10 protein-coding genes and 1 pseudogene are annotated in these 19,076 nt (G+C 61.1%); 4 read left to right on the top strand and 7 right to left on the bottom strand.

Features of this window, described 5'->3' with window-relative positions; genetic code table 11:
* Nucleotides 1-1,214: 1,214 nt before the first annotated feature.
* The 4 genes and pseudogenes from KIH75_RS10055 to KIH75_RS02740 all read right to left on the bottom strand — a co-directional run.
* A pseudogene (locus KIH75_RS10055) lies at nt 1,215-2,252 on the bottom strand (DUF3027 domain-containing protein); the annotation flags it as partial.
* Between the two features lie 3 nt (nt 2,253-2,255).
* The gene (locus tag KIH75_RS02730; RefSeq protein ID WP_033522540.1) at nt 2,256-2,645 is read right to left on the bottom strand and encodes a cold-shock protein; all 390 of its coding nucleotides are present in this window, start codon (nt 2,643-2,645) and stop codon (nt 2,256-2,258) included.
* Between the two features lie 682 nt (nt 2,646-3,327).
* Entirely contained in the window at nt 3,328-5,637 is a 2,310-nt protein-coding gene (locus tag KIH75_RS02735) for a sensor histidine kinase (protein WP_236027983.1), read from the bottom strand.
* The gene (locus KIH75_RS02740; RefSeq protein ID WP_219055286.1) at nt 5,634-6,365 is read right to left on the bottom strand and encodes a response regulator transcription factor; all 732 of its coding nucleotides are present in this window, start codon (nt 6,363-6,365) and stop codon (nt 5,634-5,636) included. The genes KIH75_RS02735 and KIH75_RS02740 overlap by 4 nt, the downstream gene beginning before the upstream one ends.
* Before the next feature lie 882 nt (nt 6,366-7,247).
* Here KIH75_RS02740 and KIH75_RS02745 point away from each other — a divergent pair.
* From KIH75_RS02745 to KIH75_RS02755, 3 genes are all read left to right on the top strand, one after another.
* A complete protein-coding gene (locus KIH75_RS02745; protein WP_219055287.1) occupies nt 7,248-9,614 on the top strand; it encodes a DUF7604 domain-containing protein in 2,367 nt (788 codons plus the stop codon).
* Between the two features lie 205 nt (nt 9,615-9,819).
* The gene (locus tag KIH75_RS02750) at nt 9,820-11,355 is read left to right on the top strand and encodes a SpaA isopeptide-forming pilin-related protein (RefSeq protein WP_219055288.1); all 1,536 of its coding nucleotides are present in this window, start codon (nt 9,820-9,822) and stop codon (nt 11,353-11,355) included.
* 216 nt (nt 11,356-11,571) lie between these two features.
* A complete protein-coding gene (locus KIH75_RS02755) occupies nt 11,572-13,236 on the top strand; it encodes a SpaA isopeptide-forming pilin-related protein (RefSeq protein ID WP_219055289.1) in 1,665 nt (554 codons plus the stop codon).
* A gap of 676 nt (nt 13,237-13,912) precedes the next feature.
* On the opposite strand, the gene KIH75_RS02760 is transcribed toward KIH75_RS02755, so the two are convergent.
* On the bottom strand, nt 13,913-15,664 hold the full coding sequence (locus KIH75_RS02760; RefSeq protein WP_219055290.1) for a TPM domain-containing protein: 1,752 nt from the start codon (nt 15,662-15,664) through the stop codon (nt 13,913-13,915).
* A 250-nt stretch (nt 15,665-15,914) separates the two neighbouring features.
* On the opposite strand from KIH75_RS02760, the gene KIH75_RS02765 reads away from it, so the two are divergent.
* Complete coding sequence (locus KIH75_RS02765; protein WP_219055291.1) at nt 15,915-16,205, top strand: WXG100 family type VII secretion target; 291 nt, start codon at nt 15,915-15,917, stop codon at nt 16,203-16,205.
* A gap of 209 nt (nt 16,206-16,414) precedes the next feature.
* Here KIH75_RS02765 and groL read toward each other — a convergent pair whose 3' ends face one another.
* Together groL and KIH75_RS02775 are read right to left on the bottom strand one after the other, a co-directional pair.
* Entirely contained in the window at nt 16,415-18,040 is a 1,626-nt protein-coding gene (gene groL / locus KIH75_RS02770; protein ID WP_219055292.1) for a chaperonin GroEL, read from the bottom strand.
* A gap of 323 nt (nt 18,041-18,363) precedes the next feature.
* A complete protein-coding gene (locus KIH75_RS02775; RefSeq protein WP_219055293.1) occupies nt 18,364-19,044 on the bottom strand; it encodes a LytR C-terminal domain-containing protein in 681 nt (226 codons plus the stop codon).
* Nucleotides 19,045-19,076 lie beyond the last annotated feature (32 nt).

Below are 19,076 nucleotides of genomic sequence, written 5' to 3' on the forward strand. Positions count from 1 at the left end.
GTCCGATTCCGGTACGAGGATTCCGGGATGAGACAGCCCGGGTAATACCGGAAACAGACAAAATAAACCCATTTCTGTCCGATTCCGGTACGAGACATACGAAGCCTCCCCATCCCCCTCAACCGAAATCAGACAAATCCGGCCCGTTTTTGTCCGATTCCGGTACGAGGATTCCGGGATGAGACAGCCCGGGTAATACCGGAAACAGACAAAATAAACCCATTTCTGTCCGATTCCGGTACGAGACATACGAAGCCTCCCCATCCCCCTCAACCGAAACCAGACAAATCCGGCCCGTTTTTGTCCGATTCCGGTATGAGAGTTCCGGGGTGAGACAGCCCGGGTAATACCGGAAACAGACAAAACCGCGCTGGCAACAACGCATATGTTGTCACCAGCGCGGTTTGCGCGTCTCTCTAGCGTTACGCAGCTACGGCGTTACGCAATAGCGAACATCACACCTCGGCAGAGCCCTCCTGATCAGGCTCGGGATCAGCGGACGGTTCAGGCTCCGACTCCTCGGCGGGTTCGTCGGCAGGCTCCTCGGCAGGCTCTTCAGCGGCTTCCTCGGCGGGTTCCTCAACGGCTACTTCCACAATCGTCTCAGTGGCTTCCTCGATGAGTTCCAGCTGCTCGGCGCTCGGCACCGGGTCTAGGCTCGCCTCCGGCTCCGGCTCTAGATCGGCTTCCGGTTCGGCGGCTTCGCCAACAGGCTCGTCAACGGATTCGTCAACGGTCACCTCAGCCGACTCGTCAACAGACCCATCAGCGTTCTCGTCAACAGACACCTCAACCGTTTCGTCAACAGACACCTCATCAGTGCTGTCAACAGCCACGGCATCGGTTTCGCCCTCAGACGCACTATCTACAGGCTCGCCCTCAGTCTCACCGTCAACAGGCTCGTCAACACTGTTGTCGTCAACAGTGCCATCGGCCCTGTCATCAACTGCCTCATCAGTGCTGTCATCAGCACCGTCAACGAGGCTGTCATCAGACTCGTCATCGGCTTCGTCATCACCGGCAGCGGCAATGTCAACCACCGCTTCAAGCTCGGCAGTGGCGTCCACGCCGGAAGGCTGGGTCTCGTTCGCCTCATCGTCGCCATCATCCGGCTCGGTGTTGGCCAGAATGTCCTCTTCGGTGGCCTCATCGTTCTGCTCGTCATCGTCAAGCTGTTCGATGGCCTCGACCACGCCACGCTCGTCGCGCGGCTTCTGGGCGATCACGTCGATATGGAAATCGTCGTACGCGGGCTTCGACTGCACCCACAGATGGCTCGGCTCCGGCGGTTCGATCTCGGAATGCTCGCCGCAACCGTGATCGACCGACACCACACGGCCATCATCCGGGCTCCACTTGTTCGCGCACACGCCGAACATGAGATTCAGCTCGCCCTTCAGCGGCACGAAGAAACCACAAGTGGAGCACAGGTTACCGTCCGCGGTCTTGGTGGACAGCGCCTTCGGACCACGCGGCCCCTCATACCAACGCTTCGCCACCTGGGCACGCCCCTGCGGGGACAGCACATGGCGGCGGGACAGCGCGAATTCCTCGACGATTTCGTCGGTTTCGGCTGTTGCATCGGCCTCATTGCTGGCCTCACTGCTGGCCTCGGCAGTTGCGGCTTCCTCAGTGGCCTTGTCAACATTCGTTGACTCGTCGGTGCCCGCAGGCACGTCAACATTTGTTGCGTTCTCGGTGTTCTCGACGTTCTCGGCACTCTCGGCGTTCTCGGCGTTCGCCTCCGCATCGCCATCCGCCGATTCCCCGGCCTGTTCCGGCTTGTCAACGTTCGTTGACACGGCAGCATCGGCGGAACCCGCCTCCGCATCACCGGAAGCCTGCACGGGCTCGGTCCTACGGAACCCATCCTCAAGTCTGGGATCATCCGGATCAGTACCAATGGAATCGGTCGGAGCCAGATCGGTCGGCTCCAGACGATCCTTCCACGGAATCCACGCGGGCGGCATCAACGCATCATCAGTAGGCACCAGCGACGACTCATTCACCGTCCACGTACCCACCTCGGTGTCGTGATACAACGTCACCGACCACTGCCAGCCCTCATATCCGCGCACAGCCGCGGCAAGACGGAAATCCGTCACATTGTCGCCAAGCTCGATGGCGTCGACCACCTCACCCACCTGCTCGGGGGCGTCGGCCGCATCCATAGCCACGGCACGGGCGATATCACGCGGATCCGGCTGCTCGGACGGCGTCTGCGGATCAAGAACTTCATCGGTTCCGGTCATAAATCAGTCCTGTACGTCGAAATTGTCGGCCACCGCACGCAGCAACGTCGCCAGCTTCCGACTCTCGGAAGGAGAGGGGTAGTGGTGACGACGCAGCGTATTGCCTGCGGAATCCAACATCTTAATAAGGTCCTCGCAGATGGCGGCCATGTCATCGGGCTTCGGGCGGGTGGCCTTAACCAGAGACGGACCGGCTGCGATAAGTTTCACATCCATGGCTTGCGGCCCCCTACGGCCAGCAACCACGGCATACTCCACCTTGGCGTTCTTACGCAACGTGGTGGTTCCAGCGGGCAAAGCGGCCGCAGGGAGGAACACGTCCTCGCCTTTCTCACTGGCGATGAAGCCGTATCCCTTAGCGGCATCAAACCAACGAACTCGACCGGTGGGCATTGCGCACTCTCGCTTTCCTAATCCTAAAAAACATTAACCGACTTATTTTAGCGCAAGCTCCGTATGCCCGCCAGAGGCGCAGGTGCACGGTTAGTGAGGGAGTCTGGCGGAGCAAGCTGGAGTGGGCTTGGTGCGAGCCTGGCGCGAAGAGAGAAGCAGAAGTTGCGTGTGAAGCATATGAAGCCTCCCCTCCCACTCATACCCCTCATACCGAAATCAGACAAAATCGCCCCATTTCTGTCCGATTCCGGTATGAAGCAACCCCACATCCCTCATCCCCTCATACCGAAATCAGACAAAATCGGCCCATTTCTGTCCGATTCCGGTACGAGGATTCCGGGGTGAGATAACCCGGGTAATACCGAAATCAGACAAAATTAGCCTGTTTTTGTCCGATTCCGGTACGAGGATTCCGGGATGAGACAGCCCGGGTAATACCGAAATCAGACAAATTTGGCCCATATTTGTCCGATTCCGGTACGAGACATACGAAGCCTCCCCTCCCCCTCAACCGAAATCAGACAAAATCGCCCCATTTTTGTCCGATTCCGGTACGAAGGTCCCCACATCCCTCATCCCCTCATACCGAAATCAGACAAATTTAGCCTGATTCTGTCCGATTCCGGTATGAGGGTTCCGGGATGAGACAGCCCGGGTAATACCGGAATCAGACAAAATTGGCCTATTTTTGTCCGATTTCGGTATGAGACGCCCCGCTGGTGCCGCCCGCACCGGCATCGGCACCGGCACCGGCAGCACCGGCACCAGCCGCGCCAGCCGCCGCACCGGCCGCACCAGCCACGCCAGCCGCCGCACCAGCCGCACCAGCTGCCACCGGGTCTACCAGATGCGTCAACGGCAGCACGATGGTGAAGGTCAGGCCGCCTCCAGGCGTATCGGTGGCGCAGATGAAGCCCTGATGCGCCCGCACCACGGACTGCGCGATGGCAAGCCCCAGGCCGGTTCCGCCCTTGGCCCTCGCACGCGAAGGGTCCGCGGTGAAGAACCGTTCGAACAGCTGCGAGCGTGTCTCCGTGGGCACGCCCGGCCCGTGGTCTTCGAAGCGCAGCACCGCATACGCGGTTCCGGTGGACATGCTCTGCCCCACTTCCGCCGCGTCCAGGAACTGCCGCAGCGAGTCGTCGTTCGAAGGCAGCGTGGCCAAGTCGCGCTGGTTGATCGAGGCGAGCATGGTGCCCATCGACACGCGCACCGGCGAATCAGCCGGCGTATAACGATGCACGTTGCCCACGATGTTCGTCACCACCTGGCGCAGCCTTGAAGCGTCGCCGATCAGCGTGATCGGCTGCATTTGGCCTTCCACAACCTCCAGCGTGCACGGGTGTTCCCCATCCGCCGGTTTGAGCGTGACCGTGCCGCGTATCACTTCGCGTTCCGGGTCGAGCGCGTGCAGATCGTCGGTCGCGTCGGTTACGAGCGATGTGAGCGACACCTCCTGCGTCATGTCGATGCCACGCCCCTCGTCCAGTCGGGCGAGCGACAGCAGATCCTCCACCAGCACGGTCATGCGCTGGCTGGAACGTTCGATGTGCGCGATCGATTCGTCCGCGCGTTCCAACGCGCCCGGCATGTCACGCTGCATGGTGTACAGCTCCGCATAGCCGTGGATTGCGGCGAGCGGCGTGCGCAGTTCGTGGCTGGCGTCGGAGACGAAACGTTTCATCTTCTCGGTGGTCTGTTCCTGCTCGTGGAAGCTGCGTTCGATGCGTGCAAGCATGATGTTCAGCGACGAGGAAAGCGAACCGACTTCCGTGTTTTCGGGCGCGGGCGGCACACGTTGGCTCAGATCGCCGGCCGCGATCTGGGCGGCGGTTTTCTCGATGCGTTTCAGCGGGCGCAGCGTGCGGCGGATGATGAGTGCGGAAAGCGACCCGCCGAGCAGCACGATGGCGATGCCCACGGTAATGCAGTATTGGGTCAGCGTGTTGATGATGTCGATCTGGTCGGACAGTGACAGGCCGATGAACACCACGCCTTTCACGGTTTCGTTGCCTTTGCTGTCCGGCTCGACCCATTTGAATGCGGCCACGCGCCACGGCGCCCGTGCGGCTTGCAGCACGCCGCTGCCTACCGCAACATGCTTCCCGTTCGTTGTGGCATCCGTGCCGTCGCTTCCGCCTTCCAGGTCACCGTTCGGGTCGGTTCCCGTGCCGCCGTCCACGGAATTGTTCGCGACCGCGCGCAGTACGGCGTTCGTGGTGAACGGCTTGCCGTACATGTCGTCGGTCAGCTGGTCGTTGGTCGGCAGTTTCGGCATGGAAACGATTGACGCGCCGGTCATTCCGGCGATGGACGGCACCAGCGGAGTGCACACTTTGCCGGTGAATTCGCCGTTTTCGACGTAGCGCACTTGCAGGAAGTAGTTGTTGCCCATGCCGCCGGACTGGTTGTTCGCCCCGCGCAGCATGGTGGTGTTGCTCAGGATCAGCGAGCGCTGCGAGATGAGCTGGTTGTCGGTTTTCTGCAGCAGGTAACTGCTGACGAGTTGGCGGATCGCAGTGGAGATGCCGACCGTGCCGACGATGAGCACGACGAGCGTGCAGGCGACGAGTTTGGTGCTCAGCGAGAACCGGTCGAACCGGTTGAAGAAGATCTTGCTGATGGTTTGATGCTTGGCTTTGAACGCTGCGGTTTTCGCTGCGGTGCGCGCGGCGGCTTCGGCTTTCGCCTTGGCTTTGTTCGCGGCTTTTGCGGCCTTTGCGGCTTTTGCGGCGGCCTTGGCTGCGGCTTTTGCGGCTTTGTCGGTGGGCTTGCCGGGTTTGCCGGGTTGCGTGACGGGCTGCGTGACGGGCTGCGCAGACTGGGCATCTTGAGGCCGAGCACCCTGCGCATGGGCCTCAGATGCCGCATTGGCGGCGGTACCGGTCAGGGCACCACCGCCAATGGAAGTATCCGAAGTCACCGTCTCGCTTGGAGAGTCCGGAGCGTTCGGCACGCCCGGCATGTTCGGTTCCTGCTGAGGTGCTGTCATGAGCGTGGCTCTCGAATCATGTAGCCGATGCCACGCTTCGTTTCGATCAGCGGGGCGACCTTATGCTTTTCGCCGTTCTCGTCAGTCACCTCGATTCCGTCGACCTTCTTACGCAGGTACGAAATGTAGCTTTCCACGATCGCCGCGTCGCCGCCCCAGTCGTACTGCCACACGTGATCGAGGATCTGCGCCTTGCTCAGCACGCGGCCGGAATTATCCATCAGGTAGCGCAGCAGCTTGTATTCCGTGGGGCTCAGGTCGATGGTCTGACCGGCACGGGTGACGTCGTGCGAATCCTCGTTGATTTCAAGATCGCCTACGCGAATGATCGGATCCTCTTCGGTCTGTTCGCGCGTGCGGCGCAGAATGGCGCGGATGCGGGCTACGACCTCTTCGAGGCTGAAAGGCTTGGTGACGTAATCGTCGCCGCCGACCGTCAGGCCCATCACCTTGTCCTGCGTATCGTCGCGGGCGGTGAGGAACAGGACCGGGGCGTTGATGCCTTCCTGGCGGATACGGCGGGTCACGGTGAATCCGTCGATATCAGGGAGCATGACGTCGAGCACGATGAGATCGGGCTGGACCTTTTCGATAACTTCGATGGCTTCCGAACCGGAGGCTGCGGTAGAGACTTCGAAGTTCGCGAAATGCAAGGATGCCACCAGCAGTTCGCGGATGGACGGCTCGTCGTCAACAACAACAATCGATGCTTCAGTAGGCTTGCTCATAGCCTCCAGCATGACCCGCAACCCTGTAGGTTTCCTGAATGTCATCTGAATTTTCATGCATCCTTCGGAAAAACCAGAAGCTATCTCATACCGAAATCAGACAAAAACAGGCAAATTTTGTCCGATTCCGGATGAGAGGGATGAGGAAGATGAGAGGGATGAGGCTATCTCATACCGGAATCAGACAAAAACAGGCCAATTCTGTCCGATTCCGGTATGGGGTGGGTTGCGTTGCCGTGCGGTACGCGTTACTGCCGGGTGAGCCCGAGGCCGGACCTCATACCGGAATCGGACAAAAACAGGCCGATTTTGTCTGATTTCGGTATGAGGGGGGGGCGGGAGCGGTGGAGAAGCGGACGCAAGTTCTGGGGATTCCTTTACCGGAATCAGACAAAAATGGGGCGATTCTGTCTGATTTCGGTAATGGGGAGAGTTGATGACGGGGAGTGGTGGAGAAGCGGGCGCAGGTTCTGGGGATTCCTTTACCGGAATCAGACAAAAGCAGGCAAATTTTGTCTGATTTCGGATGAGGAGAACGGGAAAGCCCTATACACCTCATACCGAAATCAGACAGAAATGGGGCGATTTTGTCCGATTCCGGGAAACCGGGGGTTGTTTCGTACCGGAATCGGACAGAAATGGGGCGATTTTGTCTGATTTTGCGTTTCGCTGCCTTAACGGCACGGCTCACGCGCCCCACAACCCATCCACCCTATTTTCGGGGGATTGCCCCGTTATGCCACTACCCCTACATTAAAGGGCTTCGACGCAAACGCGATTTCATGACAAGCAGGAAGGAAAAGCATGAACGACATGCGCGAACGTCTTTCCGCGACTCGAACAATCTTTGCCAAACGACATTTGGCCGCATGTCTCGCTGTAATGGTCTTCCTTTCGGCGGGGAGCTTGGGCGCGGCCGCCGCCGCGGCATCCGAGTCTTCCAAGGAGACGAAGGATTACCGGCGAACCGACGCCTCCCTCTCGCTGGAACTCGCGCGGCATCACCGCATCCGCAGCAACGCCGACGGCACCTCCACGTTGAACCTCGACGTCATGGCACCCGCATACGGCAAGCAGGTGATGGATCTCACCATGGTGCTCGACGTATCCAGCGGCATGGCGGAGAACGGCAAACTCGACTATGTGAAGAAGGCGGCCAAGCTCGCCCTTGAACGCATGGATCGATACAACAAGCAGGTCGACTATGATCAACGACATCGTGCTGCGCTGGTCAAATACTCTGGCAACTACACCAAAGCCATAGGCAATACCACCTACAAGGAAGGCGGCCTTACCACCAATCACACGCAGCTCATCAGCAAACTAACCGACAAAGTCGGCCAACTGAAGCGGCTTGTCGATACGGTTCGGGCAGACGAATCTCGCCCGAACGACGGCCCCCGACAATCCCATGCAGGCATAGATTTCACTCGTCTGACGGCGCTCGATAGTCGCCGTCATGCAGTCCGCGGCCTGATTTTCGTTTCCAACGGCAACCCAGTGGATGCAAACGCAAATGGCGTTGATTTCAATGTGCATCACGCGAACAGGGCCAGCGAAATCGCACGACGGATCAAGGACTACCGGTTCCCCATCTATACCATCGGCTTGTTCCCCGGCGCCAGCGAAGACGGCGACGACAATACAAACATGTTCATGCAGTCGCTATCCAGCAATTACCCTATGGCTATGGAACCTTTCGAGGGATCATGGGAAACCGTTGACGGCAAGCGCGTCTGGAAGGTTACCCTGATTCCCGAAGCCCTGGGCGCCGGCGGCAACAGGCACGGCGGCTACTATCGCGCCGTTTCGGACAGCTCCCAGCTGCCGCAGATCTTCTCGGAGATCTGTTCGGAACTCTCCCGACCCATATACAAGGGTGCAACAATCGTTGACGAGCTTTCCGAATATGTGCGCCCGACCGGCATCACCTACGACAAGAACGTGGAATCCGACGGCTACTACAAAGTGACGTCGGGCGTGACGCTCAGCTACAGCGGCGATTCCGCCGAAGCACCCGTGCAAGGGCGCGACTACGACCTGTGGTTCAACCCGAACGGCCACGGCACGGTACGCGCGAAATTCGCGGGCGACTACAACCTCAAGGCACTGCAGACCTACACGATCTCCTTCAACATCGAACCGACGCAGCACGGGTACGACACGTATGCGGCGAACGCCCGCAAGAGGATGACCGGCCGCGACCTGTACGACGGCACCGTCGGCAGCGATGATTCCGACATGCCCGGCAACACCACCTCCGCAGGCAAGCCCGGCTTCCGCTGCAGCGACCAGGCCTACATGGATTACCGCGGGTACAGCGCCAACGAACGCGCAACGTTTGACAGCCGACCCGTCGTGCAGGTGGCGGCGTCCACGCTGACCATCGTGCAGAAGTGGAAAGACGGTCTCGTCCGCCCGGAATACCTGAAACTGGAAATCGTGCACGGCGACACGGTCATACCGGTGACGATGACCGAAGACGAACAAGGCGAATGGAAAACCAGCGTGGTCGTTGCGGCGGGCGAACAGCGCAGCTACCAGGTCCGCGCAGCGCAGGCAAGCCACGATTGGGACACCATCTACCGCCACCAGCTGGGTACGCAGTCCGAAGAGGACGGCGACACCGTGACCTTCCCCGCGTCAACAACGCATCAGGAAGCCACAGTGACCGCAACGAACCAGCCCATGGCCGTGTTGCCGAAAAGCGCCATTCCCGTCACCAGCGCGGTGCGCGGCAAGCACACCCCGCACGACTTCAGCTACACGATGACCGCCATCGGCCCCAACGCCGACAAGGTGTATTGGCCCGGCGGCAAGCGGTCAAGCAAGCTGACCCTCAGGAACGTCTCCGAGAACAATCCAGTGACTGAATCGTTCTGCGATGACATCAAGCTTCCCACCCCGAACAGCATCACCGAGCGCGAGACGTACACCTTCGCCATCAGCGAGGACGGGGCGGATCGCGCACCGCACGGCTGGATCTACGACGACACGACCCACAAGGTGACCGTGACGGTCGCATACGACAAGGAACAGGGGAAGTGGACCGCGACGCCCGACACCCAAGGCGTCAGATTCGACAACCACTACTTCGCGGTGGCCGCACTGCCGCTGACCGGCGGCAACGCCTACACCAAAATGCACCTCATCGGCATGACCGCGCTGGCGATCACAACGGTGGCCATGACCACGGTCTGCCTCATCTACAGATCGCGTATGCGCGCGTCGCGTGCACGTCATGCGTAGGCGCCGCACGCAGCACGGCTGCACGCTGCGCAACGCATAGGTGGCATCACGTAGATGCAACGCCGCGTGACGCGGCACCGCATATTCCGGCGCGTACACGCACCGCGCCGAACAACACAAGATTTGCCGGGCGTACCGGAACCGCTCATACCAACGCCCGGCGGAACAATAACCAACCAACCGACCAACAGGAAGAGAGATTCCTTTGAAGACGAAGAAACTGTTCGCCGGCTTCTCCGCCGCAGCGGCGTTGATGGGAAGCCTGGCCCTGGGTGCCGCAAGCGCCCAGGCGGACGAAACCGTCGTGACCGACAAGGCCACGTTCACGTTCACCGCCGACGACCCGAGCCAGCTGCGCAACCGCAAGCTCTCGGTCTACAAGATCGGCGACTACATCAAGTATGGCAAGGGCGACGGCGCCAGGTACGGCGTGCGTTCCACACCCGCGAACAAGCAGGCCGTGGACGCCGCGCTGGGCGAAACGCTCGGCTCCGAATACGGCAAGGACGGCGTCGACAACCTTGCGAACGCGCTGGTGGACGGCAGGCTCGACCAGACCACGGACCGCCCGTGGGCGGTCGGCACCACCCGTAAGCTCGCCAACGCGTTGAAGGGCCAGGCAGCGCAGATGACCGCGGCGGAAGCCCCCGACATGCAGCTTTCGGGCACCAGCGCCACCGGCACAATCGAACTGCCGGCCGGCATCTACCTGATCGTGGACAACACCGAAGCCACCGCAGCCGTCACCCAGTCCCTTGCGATGATCGCAGCCTCCGGCAAGATCTCCAACGGTGTGCTGACCGAACCTGAAGCAGGCCCGACGGTGAACTTCAAGAACACCAAGAACCTCCCCCACACCAAGACCGTCGACCAGAAGACCGCCTCCCTAGGCGACGTGCTCGACTACCACCTGATCGGCAAGGTCAGCAACCCGAAGCCGGAATCCTTCATGTTCACCGACCAGCCCGGGCGCGGCCTGACCGTCAAAACCGACAGCCTCACCGCCACCGTCGACGACAAGAAGGTCGACTTCGCCGACTACTTCACCGCGAACTTCAGCTCGCTGAAGAACGGCAACCTCGGCAACGACAAGGCGACCTTCACCGTCACCGCCAACCCGGACAAGCTGGACGAGCTCGCCGGCAAGAACGTCGTCGTCTCCTACAAGGCTCTGGTGAACCAGTACGCCAAGGGCAAGAGCAAGGTCGTCAACCGCGTGCTCAAGAACGACGGCGACACCAACGATCCGTTCTACGAGGTGACCACCCGTCTGCTCGGCTTCGAATTCAGGAAGGTCGACGCCGATGGACGTGGCATCGAAGGTGCGGAGTTCGAGATCTCCGTGGAAGGCGGCTACACCGGCCACCTGCCCACGCAGGAAGGCCCGAACACCACCGTCACCTCCGTCAAGGACGGCGTGGTGTCGTTCTCCGGCTTGGCGGCCGGCACCTACAAGGTCACCGAAACCAAGGTCGCCAGCAAGCAGTACTTGGACATCAAGCCCTCCTTCGTGGTCCACGTTGCGGAAGACGGCACCACGTTCACGACCGATGGCATGGATCCGTTCAACCTGGTGAACGAGAACAAGCGCACCGTGCTGAACGTGAAAAGCGTCGTCTCGCTGCCGTTGACCGGTGCCGCGGGAACCGCCCTGTTCACCGCGATCGCGCTGCTGCTGGGCGCCGCGGGCCTCGTGCTGGTGCTCAAGTCCCGTTCCGTCAAGAACACGATGACGGACTGACGGACTGACGCCGCCATGCGTCACTCGGCAAGTCCCCATACCGGATGCGGTACCGCGCATTCCCCGGTGTGGGGACTTGCCCATACTTTTGGGGCGCTGCGCTCGACTTTGACTTCGGCGCGATGCCGCCCTTGTCTTTCAGCGCATTCCCCGTTTCCAATACATCACCCATCACCGTTCCCGCAGGACGACCGGTTCGAAAGGAGTCACCTTATCTTGCGACGGATCATTATCCCCAGCCATCAGGCACCCTCACGGCAGGCGACCTCGCGGCACGCGACCTCGCAGCACGGCAAGCGGCTCCCGCAACCCGGCGGTCGGCTTCCGCAGCTGAGAGCGTCGTTCCGTAGCCCCAAGCTCGTCGGCATTCTTATCGCCCTGCTCATCGTCCCGCTTACCGGGCTCGTGATGGGTACTCCGGAAGCGCAGGCGACCGAGCTTATGGTCAAGAAAATCACCCGGCTCGCATTCCAGCTCGACCACGTCAGGCAGGGCCATGGCCGCTCGTTCAGGGTGTACAAAATCGGCGATTACATGATGAACAACGAAACCGGAAAACTGAAATACCGCATCCGCAGCACGCCGAAGAACAGGAAGCCCCTGGCCGAGGCGTTCGGCAAGGCCCTCGGCGACAAGTACAACCAGTACGGCGTCGACAATATGACCCAGGTTCTGGCCGACGGCGTGCTCGACCAATCCACGGACCGCCCTTGGGAGAACGGCACCTCCCGCAAGCTCGCCAACGAGCTGGACAAGGTCGCCGACCGGATGACGCCGTCTTTTTTCGTGATGCAGCCGGCGTCAGGCCGGTCGGACAAACAGTCGGACAAACAAACCTTCATTGAGCGTCGGCAAATCCAAGCTGGTCTGTATTTCATCCGCGATATCAGCGAATCCACCCCCGGAGCCACCCGAGCCATCTCGATGATCGTCGGAACCGGCACCGTCAAGAACGGCGAACTGGTCGACCCGCTCACCGAAGCGACGGTGTGCCTCAAAAACACCAAGAACGTTGTGAACACCGTGGAGGCCAAGCAGAAAAGCGCGGCGGTCGGCGACGACATCGATTACACGATGAAGGGCGCCATCGCCAATCCGAAACCCGATTTCTTCGATTTCACCGTCCAGCCCGGCAAGGGTCTGACGCTCAAACCCGACAGTTTCGACGCCAAAGTGGGCGGTAACGATGTCACGTTCGAGGATTATTTCACCGCCGATCTGAGCGCACTGAAGCATGGTACCGATGGCAACGATTCCGCCCGGTTCACCATTTCCGCACGCCCCGAAAAGCTGGACGAGATCAAAGGCAAGACCGTTGAGGTCGACTACCAGGCCACGGTGAACGAGGACGCCGACGGCCGGAACAAGGTGGTCAACAGGCTGCTGAAGAACGACGACACCGAAACCGAAGAGTTCCAGGACGTGGTGACCAAGCTGCTGGATATCAGCTTCTGGAAGGTCAACGCGCTGGGCGAGGGCATTCCGGGAGCGGTGTTCAAGCTCACCGGGAACGGTGAGGAGCAAGAGGCGACTGCCAAGGCGAACGGCAAGGTCACCTTCACCGGACTGAAGGCCGGAACCTACGAATGCACCGAAACGCGGGTCGGTGACGGCGGGTATCTCGACATCAAGGCGACGTTCCGCATCGAACTCGGCGAAGACGGCGCGGTTCGCTTGCGGTCGAATGTTCAGGGCGACCCCTTCGCGCTGGTGAACTGCGACAAGAACACCGTGATGAACGTCAAACGATTGACCCAGTTGCCGTTGAGCGGGGCGTTCGGCGCGGCGCTGTTCGTGCTCGCGGGGATTGCCCTGGGTGCGGGCGGCTTGGTGTTCGCGCGGAAATCGCAAGGGCTGCGGCGCGAAGTGAAGGTGCGGTGACGCGGGTGCGGGCGTGCGCGGTGCGGGCGTGCAGGGTGACTGCGTGCGCGGTGCGCGTTACTGCCGGGTGAGCCCGAGGCTGGACCTCATACCGGAATCGGACAAAAATGCCCCAATTTTGTCTGATTCCGGTATGAGGGGGCGGGAGCGATGGAGAAGCGGACGCAGGTTCCGGGGACCCCTTTACCGGAATCGGACAAAAATGGGCCGATTCTGTCTGATTTCGGTATGAGGGGGCGGGAGCGGTGGAAAAGCGGACGCAGGTTCCGGGGATCCCTTTACCGGAATCGGACAAAAATGCCCCAATTTTGTCTGATTTCGGTAAAAGGGATGGGAAAGCCCCGCACGCCTCATACCGGAATCGGACAAAAACAGGCCGATTCTGTCTGATTCCGGTATGAGGGGGATGAGAGGGATGGGGCTGTCTCATACCGGAATCGGACAAAAATGGGCTGATTTTGTCTGATTTCGGTATGAGGGGGCGGGAGCGGTGGAAAAGCGGACGCAGGTTCCGGAGATTCCTTTACCGAAATCAGACAAAAGCAGGCAAATTTTGTCTGATTTCGGTAAAACCGGGGGCAGCCTCATACCGGAATCGGACAGGAATGGGCTGATCTTGTCTGATTTTGCGTTTCGCTGCGATGCAAGGCGCGGGTCAATGCGATGGCACGGCGAATCAGGCGCTCTGCGAATCGTTCCGGGAATCGCCGTCGCTGCCGTCGCTGCCGTTATTGCCGTTGCTGCCGTCGAAACGACGGGTGCCGGGGATGAACGGCTTCGCGAACATCGCCTCGATGTCGTCGGAAACGGACTGGTCGACGGAACCGTCACCCGGCATGAACGAATCGCCCGCATGGAACCGCGGTTCGGATTCGTCAGTCTCCGCAGACTGCGCAGACTGTGCGTCCACGGACTCGTCGTCCTCATCCTCATCGCCCCGGCGCTTGCGCTTCTTGCGACCCTTCGCGGCGGTGTCGCCGTCGCCTTCGCCGCGTATGCCCGACTTCTTCTTGAACAAGCCGAACTTGGATCGCTTGTGCTTGGCTTCGGGTTCAGATTCCGGTTCAGGTTCAGGTGTGGTTTCCGGCTCAGACTCGGGTTCAGGCGTGGCCGCCGGTCTAGGTTCCGGTTCCTCAACAACCGCATTCGCAGGCTCCTGATCGGCCTCCGGGAACGTCATCTCAGGCTGCGTTTCGGACGGTTCCGCAAGCTCCTCAGCCGCTGCGGGGAACGCGATCTGTTCCTCACCCTGCGCCGCGTTGGAATCCGGCGACTCGCCTTCCGCGGTTTCGACGGAATCAGCGGAATCGTTGGAGTCAACGGAGTCAACGGGGTCAACGGAATCGGACGGCTCGGCGGAATCGGCGGACTGTTCGCCTTCGGGCATGAACCGACTCGGATCGTCGACCACCGTTTCGGTATCGGCCTTCGCGGCGGTTTCCGCAGCAAGCTCCGTGGCGGTTTCGACGGTATCCCCCGCGAACTCCGCAGCTCCGGCAACCGTCTCAGCAGCACCCGCAGCACCCGCAGCACCCGCGGCACCAGCGGCAGCACCGGCAGCGGCGTCGTTCCGCGCTTCGTCGGCCAAACCACCGGTTTCGGCAATCGTTCCGGTCAAGGTTTCAGCCGTATTCTCAACCGTATTCTCAGCCGTGTTCTCAACCGCCTGCTCAACCGCCTTCTTGTCTCTTCGGACCTTGCGCCCGTGACGATTGCCGTGCGCGGCACCGCCCTTGCGCTTCTCGCCGCGCTTACGATCCTTCCCCGCAGGCCTGCTGGCGGGCTCCCCGGCGTGACGCCTACGGTTCGCGCGGGTGCGCTTGCCGGCAGCCGCCCTCTCCTCATCCAGCTTGGCTTCCCTGCGCTTCTTGCGGTTGCGCAGCACGATCAGCACCGCGCCCACAATCAGCAGCAGCACCGCACAGACAAGGCCGATGATGCCGACGATGGTCAGTGAGGAAGACGTCGATGTCTTTTTCAGCAGAATGATTTCGTCCATCATGGCTATGGCCGCGCCGGACCAATCCTGGGCGCCGCTTTTCGCCAGTTTGTCGGTGGCGGCTTCGCTCAACGCCTCCACGCTTTTCTTGTTGCGCAGCCATTCGTCGGAATTCGAGGATGCGACCACCACCAGCTTGCCGTCGCCGGACGCCACGGCCAGCAGCACCGTGTTCGGCTTCGGGCTCAACGATTCGAGCACGCCGCTCGCCCACTCCACGGGCTTCACCTCGGTGCCGAAACTCTCCACATAGAGCAGGCGGACCGTGGCGCCGGTCTGCTCCTTCGTCTCCTTGATTTTGTCGGAAACCGAGGAAGCGTTCGAACCGAGCAGATTCTGCGGATCGGTGATGTTCTCCGTAAGGGTTCCCTCGCCTTCGGCGAACGCGCACGGAGTTATCCACAACGCGCACATCATCGCCAAAACCAAGCAAACAAGCCATTTCACCGCTTGCGACACACCGGTACGGGGGGTACGGGGGGTTCCGACCACAGCACCCGTTTTTTCGCCGTTCAACGCTTCGAATGTCATACACTCCACCTTACCGACCCGTTTGGCTACCGCCAAACAGCTGGCTCCGTTTTATGGGCGGGCGGCTGGCGGCTTGGCTACCGGGCCGGCGGTAATTGGCAGACCTTGCACGGTAGGGAACGGCAAGGCACTAGCAAAGGAGACAATGATGCCTCAGTATCAAGTGGATTCCGAACAGATCCAGTCGTCGAGCGCGGCGGTGCAAAGTTCGGTGAGTCAGATTCGGCAGGCGGTCGCGGGCATGTATGCGAACCTCAATACGTTGCAGGGCGTGTGGCGCGGATCGGCGGCGACGCAGTTCGGAGCGGTCGCGGCGCAATGGCGGAGCGCACAGCAGCAGATGGAGCTTTCGCTTGAAGCGATCCAGCGCGCGCTGACCCAGGCTTCGACGGTGTACGCCGAGGCGGAGACCGCGGCCTCGCGCCTGTTCGCGCAGTGATTCCGCGGGGTTTATGCCCACGGCAATCCTGATTTCAGCAACCTCTCCCCAGCCGAAAAGCCCCCTCACAGCGAAAAAGGTCTCTCCTGTGCAACACAGGAGAGACCTTGATCGAATTATGAGTCACGCACGGCTGGAACCGGCATCACAAGCCGCTCACGGCCAGCGCACTCACGCGCATTCACGCGCGAACCAAGTCAGCGCTTGGATCAGTAGCCCATGTCAGCGCCCTGAGCCGGAGCAGCTGCCGGCGGTTCCGGCTTGTTGGCCACAACGGCTTCGGTGGTGAGGAACAGGCCGGCGATGGAGGCGGCGTTCTGCAGAGCGGAACGAGTCACCTTGACCGGGTCGGTCACGCCAGCGGCCAGCAGGTCTTCGTACTCGTCGGTAGCGGCGTTGAAGCCCTGGCCGTCGGGCAGCTCGCGAACCTTGCTGAACACGACGTCACCGGACACACCGGAGTTCTCGGCGATCTGCTTGATCGGAGCTTCGATGGCGCGGAACACGATGGCGGCACCGGTTGCCTCTTCGCCGGTCAGGGAGGTCACAGCCTCATCCTTCTCGGCCTTGGCGGCAGCCTGAACCAGAGCCACACCACCACCGGGCAGCAGGCCTTCTTCGATGGCAGCCTTGGCGTTACGCACGGCATCCTCGATGCGGTGCTTGCGTTCCTTGGCCTCGACCTCGGTGGCAGCGCCAACCTTGATCACGGCAACGCCACCGGCCAGCTTGGCCAGGCGTTCCTGCAGCTTCTCGCGGTCATAATCGGAATCGGTGTTCTCGATTTCGGCGCGGATCTGGGCCACGCGGGCGGCGACATCCTCGGAGGAGCCGGCGCCGGACACGATGGTGGTCTCGTCCTTGGAGACGATGACCTTCTTGGCGGAACCGAGCACGGACATGTCGACGGAGTCGAGCTTCAGGCCCAGCTCTTCGGACACAACCTGAGCGCCGGTCAGGATGGCCATATCCTGCAGCATGGCCTTGCGGCGGTCGCCGAAGCCCGGAGCCTTGACGGCGCAGGACTTGAAGGTGCCACGGATGTTGTTCAGGATCAGGGTCGGCAGGGCTTCGCCGTCGACGTCTTCAGCGATGATCAGCAGCGGCTTGCCGGTCTTCATCACCATTTCGGCGATGTGGACGACGTCCTGCTGGGAGGACAGCTTGCTGGAGGTCAGCAGGATGTACGGATCTTCGAGCACGGCGGTCTGATCTTCGGCGTTGGTGACGAAGTACGGAGCGATGTAGCCCTTGTCGAAACGCATGCCTTCGGTGAAGTCCAGATCCAGGCCGAAGCGGTTGTTGTCTTCGACGGTCACGACGCCATCCTGGCCAACCTTGTCCAGAGCTTCGGCGATCTTCTCACCGACTTCCGGATCGGCGGCGGAGATCGTAGCGGTGGCAGCGATCTGATCCTTGGTCTCGACGTCCTTGGCGGCGGCGACCAGTTCCTTGACGATGACTTCGGTGGCCTTCTCGATGCCGCGACGCAGAGCGATCGGGTTGGAGCCGGCGACCACGTTCTTCAGGCCTTCGTGCACGAGGGACTGGGCCAGAACGGTTGCGGTGGTGGTGCCGTCGCCTGCGACGTCGTCGGTCTTCTTGGCGACTTCCTTGACCAGTTCGGCGCCGATGCGCTCGTACGGATCATCCAGGTCGATTTCCTTGGCGATGGAAACACCATCGTTGGTGATGGTCGGAGCGCCGTAGGTCTTGTCGAGCACGACGTTACGGCCCTTCGGGCCCAGCGTCACCTTGACGGTGTTGGCGAGCTTGTCGAGGCCCTGCAGCATTCCCTGACGAGCTTCCTCGTCATACGCAATGATCTTTGCCATGGTGTGTTTGTCCTCCAAATGGCTAAATATTCCAGTTTTCCACTGCATGGCACGATTCATGATGCCGGCCGTCAGCTGCCTGTTATCACTCTCGCACCTTGAGTGCTAACTGTGAGATTAGCACTCAAGGGGCGAGAGTGCCAACACGAAACCGCGATTGCGCTCTAGGCGAGACGGAGGTTGGGCATGGTTGTTCGTGGCAGTTGCCGCCACATGGCTACGCTGCGGAGGTGCTGGGCGTAGCAATCCGGCGATGATTCCGCCGTTTGGCTACGCCGAGGGAGATGCAAGCGTAGTAATTCGGCGACGGCGCCGCCCGAATCTCAGTTCAGCAATACGACTACGATCGCCGCGCCAAGACCGGTGGTCTGCTGCACATTGGAGATGCCCAGCGTGTTCGCCACATCTTGGGCGGTGGCTTGATCGGAATCGTTCTGATACCAGACGACCGTCGACGCGGGCAATGTGCCGTTCGGGTTCGCGGCGGCCACATTCGCGTAGCCGGCCTGGTTCAGTACGCCCTGCTTGGTGGCGGCGTATCCGCTGATGCCGGTGCCGTTGACCACACGCACGGACAGGGATCGGTTCACTTGAGCGGCCTGCTGTTCCTGTTCCTGCTGCTGCTTCTCCTGAGCGGCCTTCTCCTCGGCCGCCTTCTCTTCCGCAGCTTTCTCCTCGGCGGCCTTCTTCTCTTCCGCCGCCTTCTTTTCGGCGGCTTTCTTCTCCGCTGCCTTCTTCTTGGCGGTGGTGGTCGACGTCTTATTGGAGGTCTGGGAGGTGGAGCTGGCGGGCGACCACGGCCACTGCACCTTGCCGAATTCGCCGGAAAGCACGCCCCACGCGAGGAAACCGCACAGCGCGGCGACCACCACGACGATTACGAACGGCGTGTACCGGGCTACGGCCGAACGCCTGCCGCGATGCACTCCGGCGGGACCCTTCGGCGGGTTGTCGAACTCGTCCGCCGCGTAGGATTCAACGCCGTTTCCACCGGTATTCGTCATAGCCGTCTTTCCTTCCATTCACAACTAGAACC

The organism is Bifidobacterium pongonis, assembly GCF_019331805.1.
In the GTDB taxonomy this organism is placed as follows: Bacteria; Actinomycetota; Actinomycetes; order Actinomycetales; family Bifidobacteriaceae; genus Bifidobacterium; species Bifidobacterium pongonis.

What these genes read in the sequence shown, in the direction of transcription:
- KIH75_RS02775 (WP_219055293.1), bottom strand. Translation starts at nt 19,044, where the DNA reads ATGACGAATACCGGTGGAAACGGCGTTGAATCCTACGCGGCGGACGAG.
- KIH75_RS02765 (WP_219055291.1), top strand. Translation starts at nt 15,915, where the DNA reads ATGCCTCAGTATCAAGTGGATTCCGAACAGATCCAGTCGTCGAGCGCG.
- KIH75_RS02735 (WP_236027983.1), bottom strand. Translation starts at nt 5,637, where the DNA reads ATGACAGCACCTCAGCAGGAACCGAACATGCCGGGCGTGCCGAACGCT.
- KIH75_RS02745 (WP_219055287.1), top strand. Translation starts at nt 7,248, where the DNA reads ATGGTCTTCCTTTCGGCGGGGAGCTTGGGCGCGGCCGCCGCCGCGGCA.
- KIH75_RS02730 (WP_033522540.1), bottom strand. Translation starts at nt 2,645, where the DNA reads ATGCCCACCGGTCGAGTTCGTTGGTTTGATGCCGCTAAGGGATACGGC.
- KIH75_RS02740 (WP_219055286.1), bottom strand. Translation starts at nt 6,365, where the DNA reads ATGAGCAAGCCTACTGAAGCATCGATTGTTGTTGTTGACGACGAGCCG.
- groL (WP_219055292.1), bottom strand. Translation starts at nt 18,040, where the DNA reads ATGGCAAAGATCATTGCGTATGACGAGGAAGCTCGTCAGGGAATGCTG.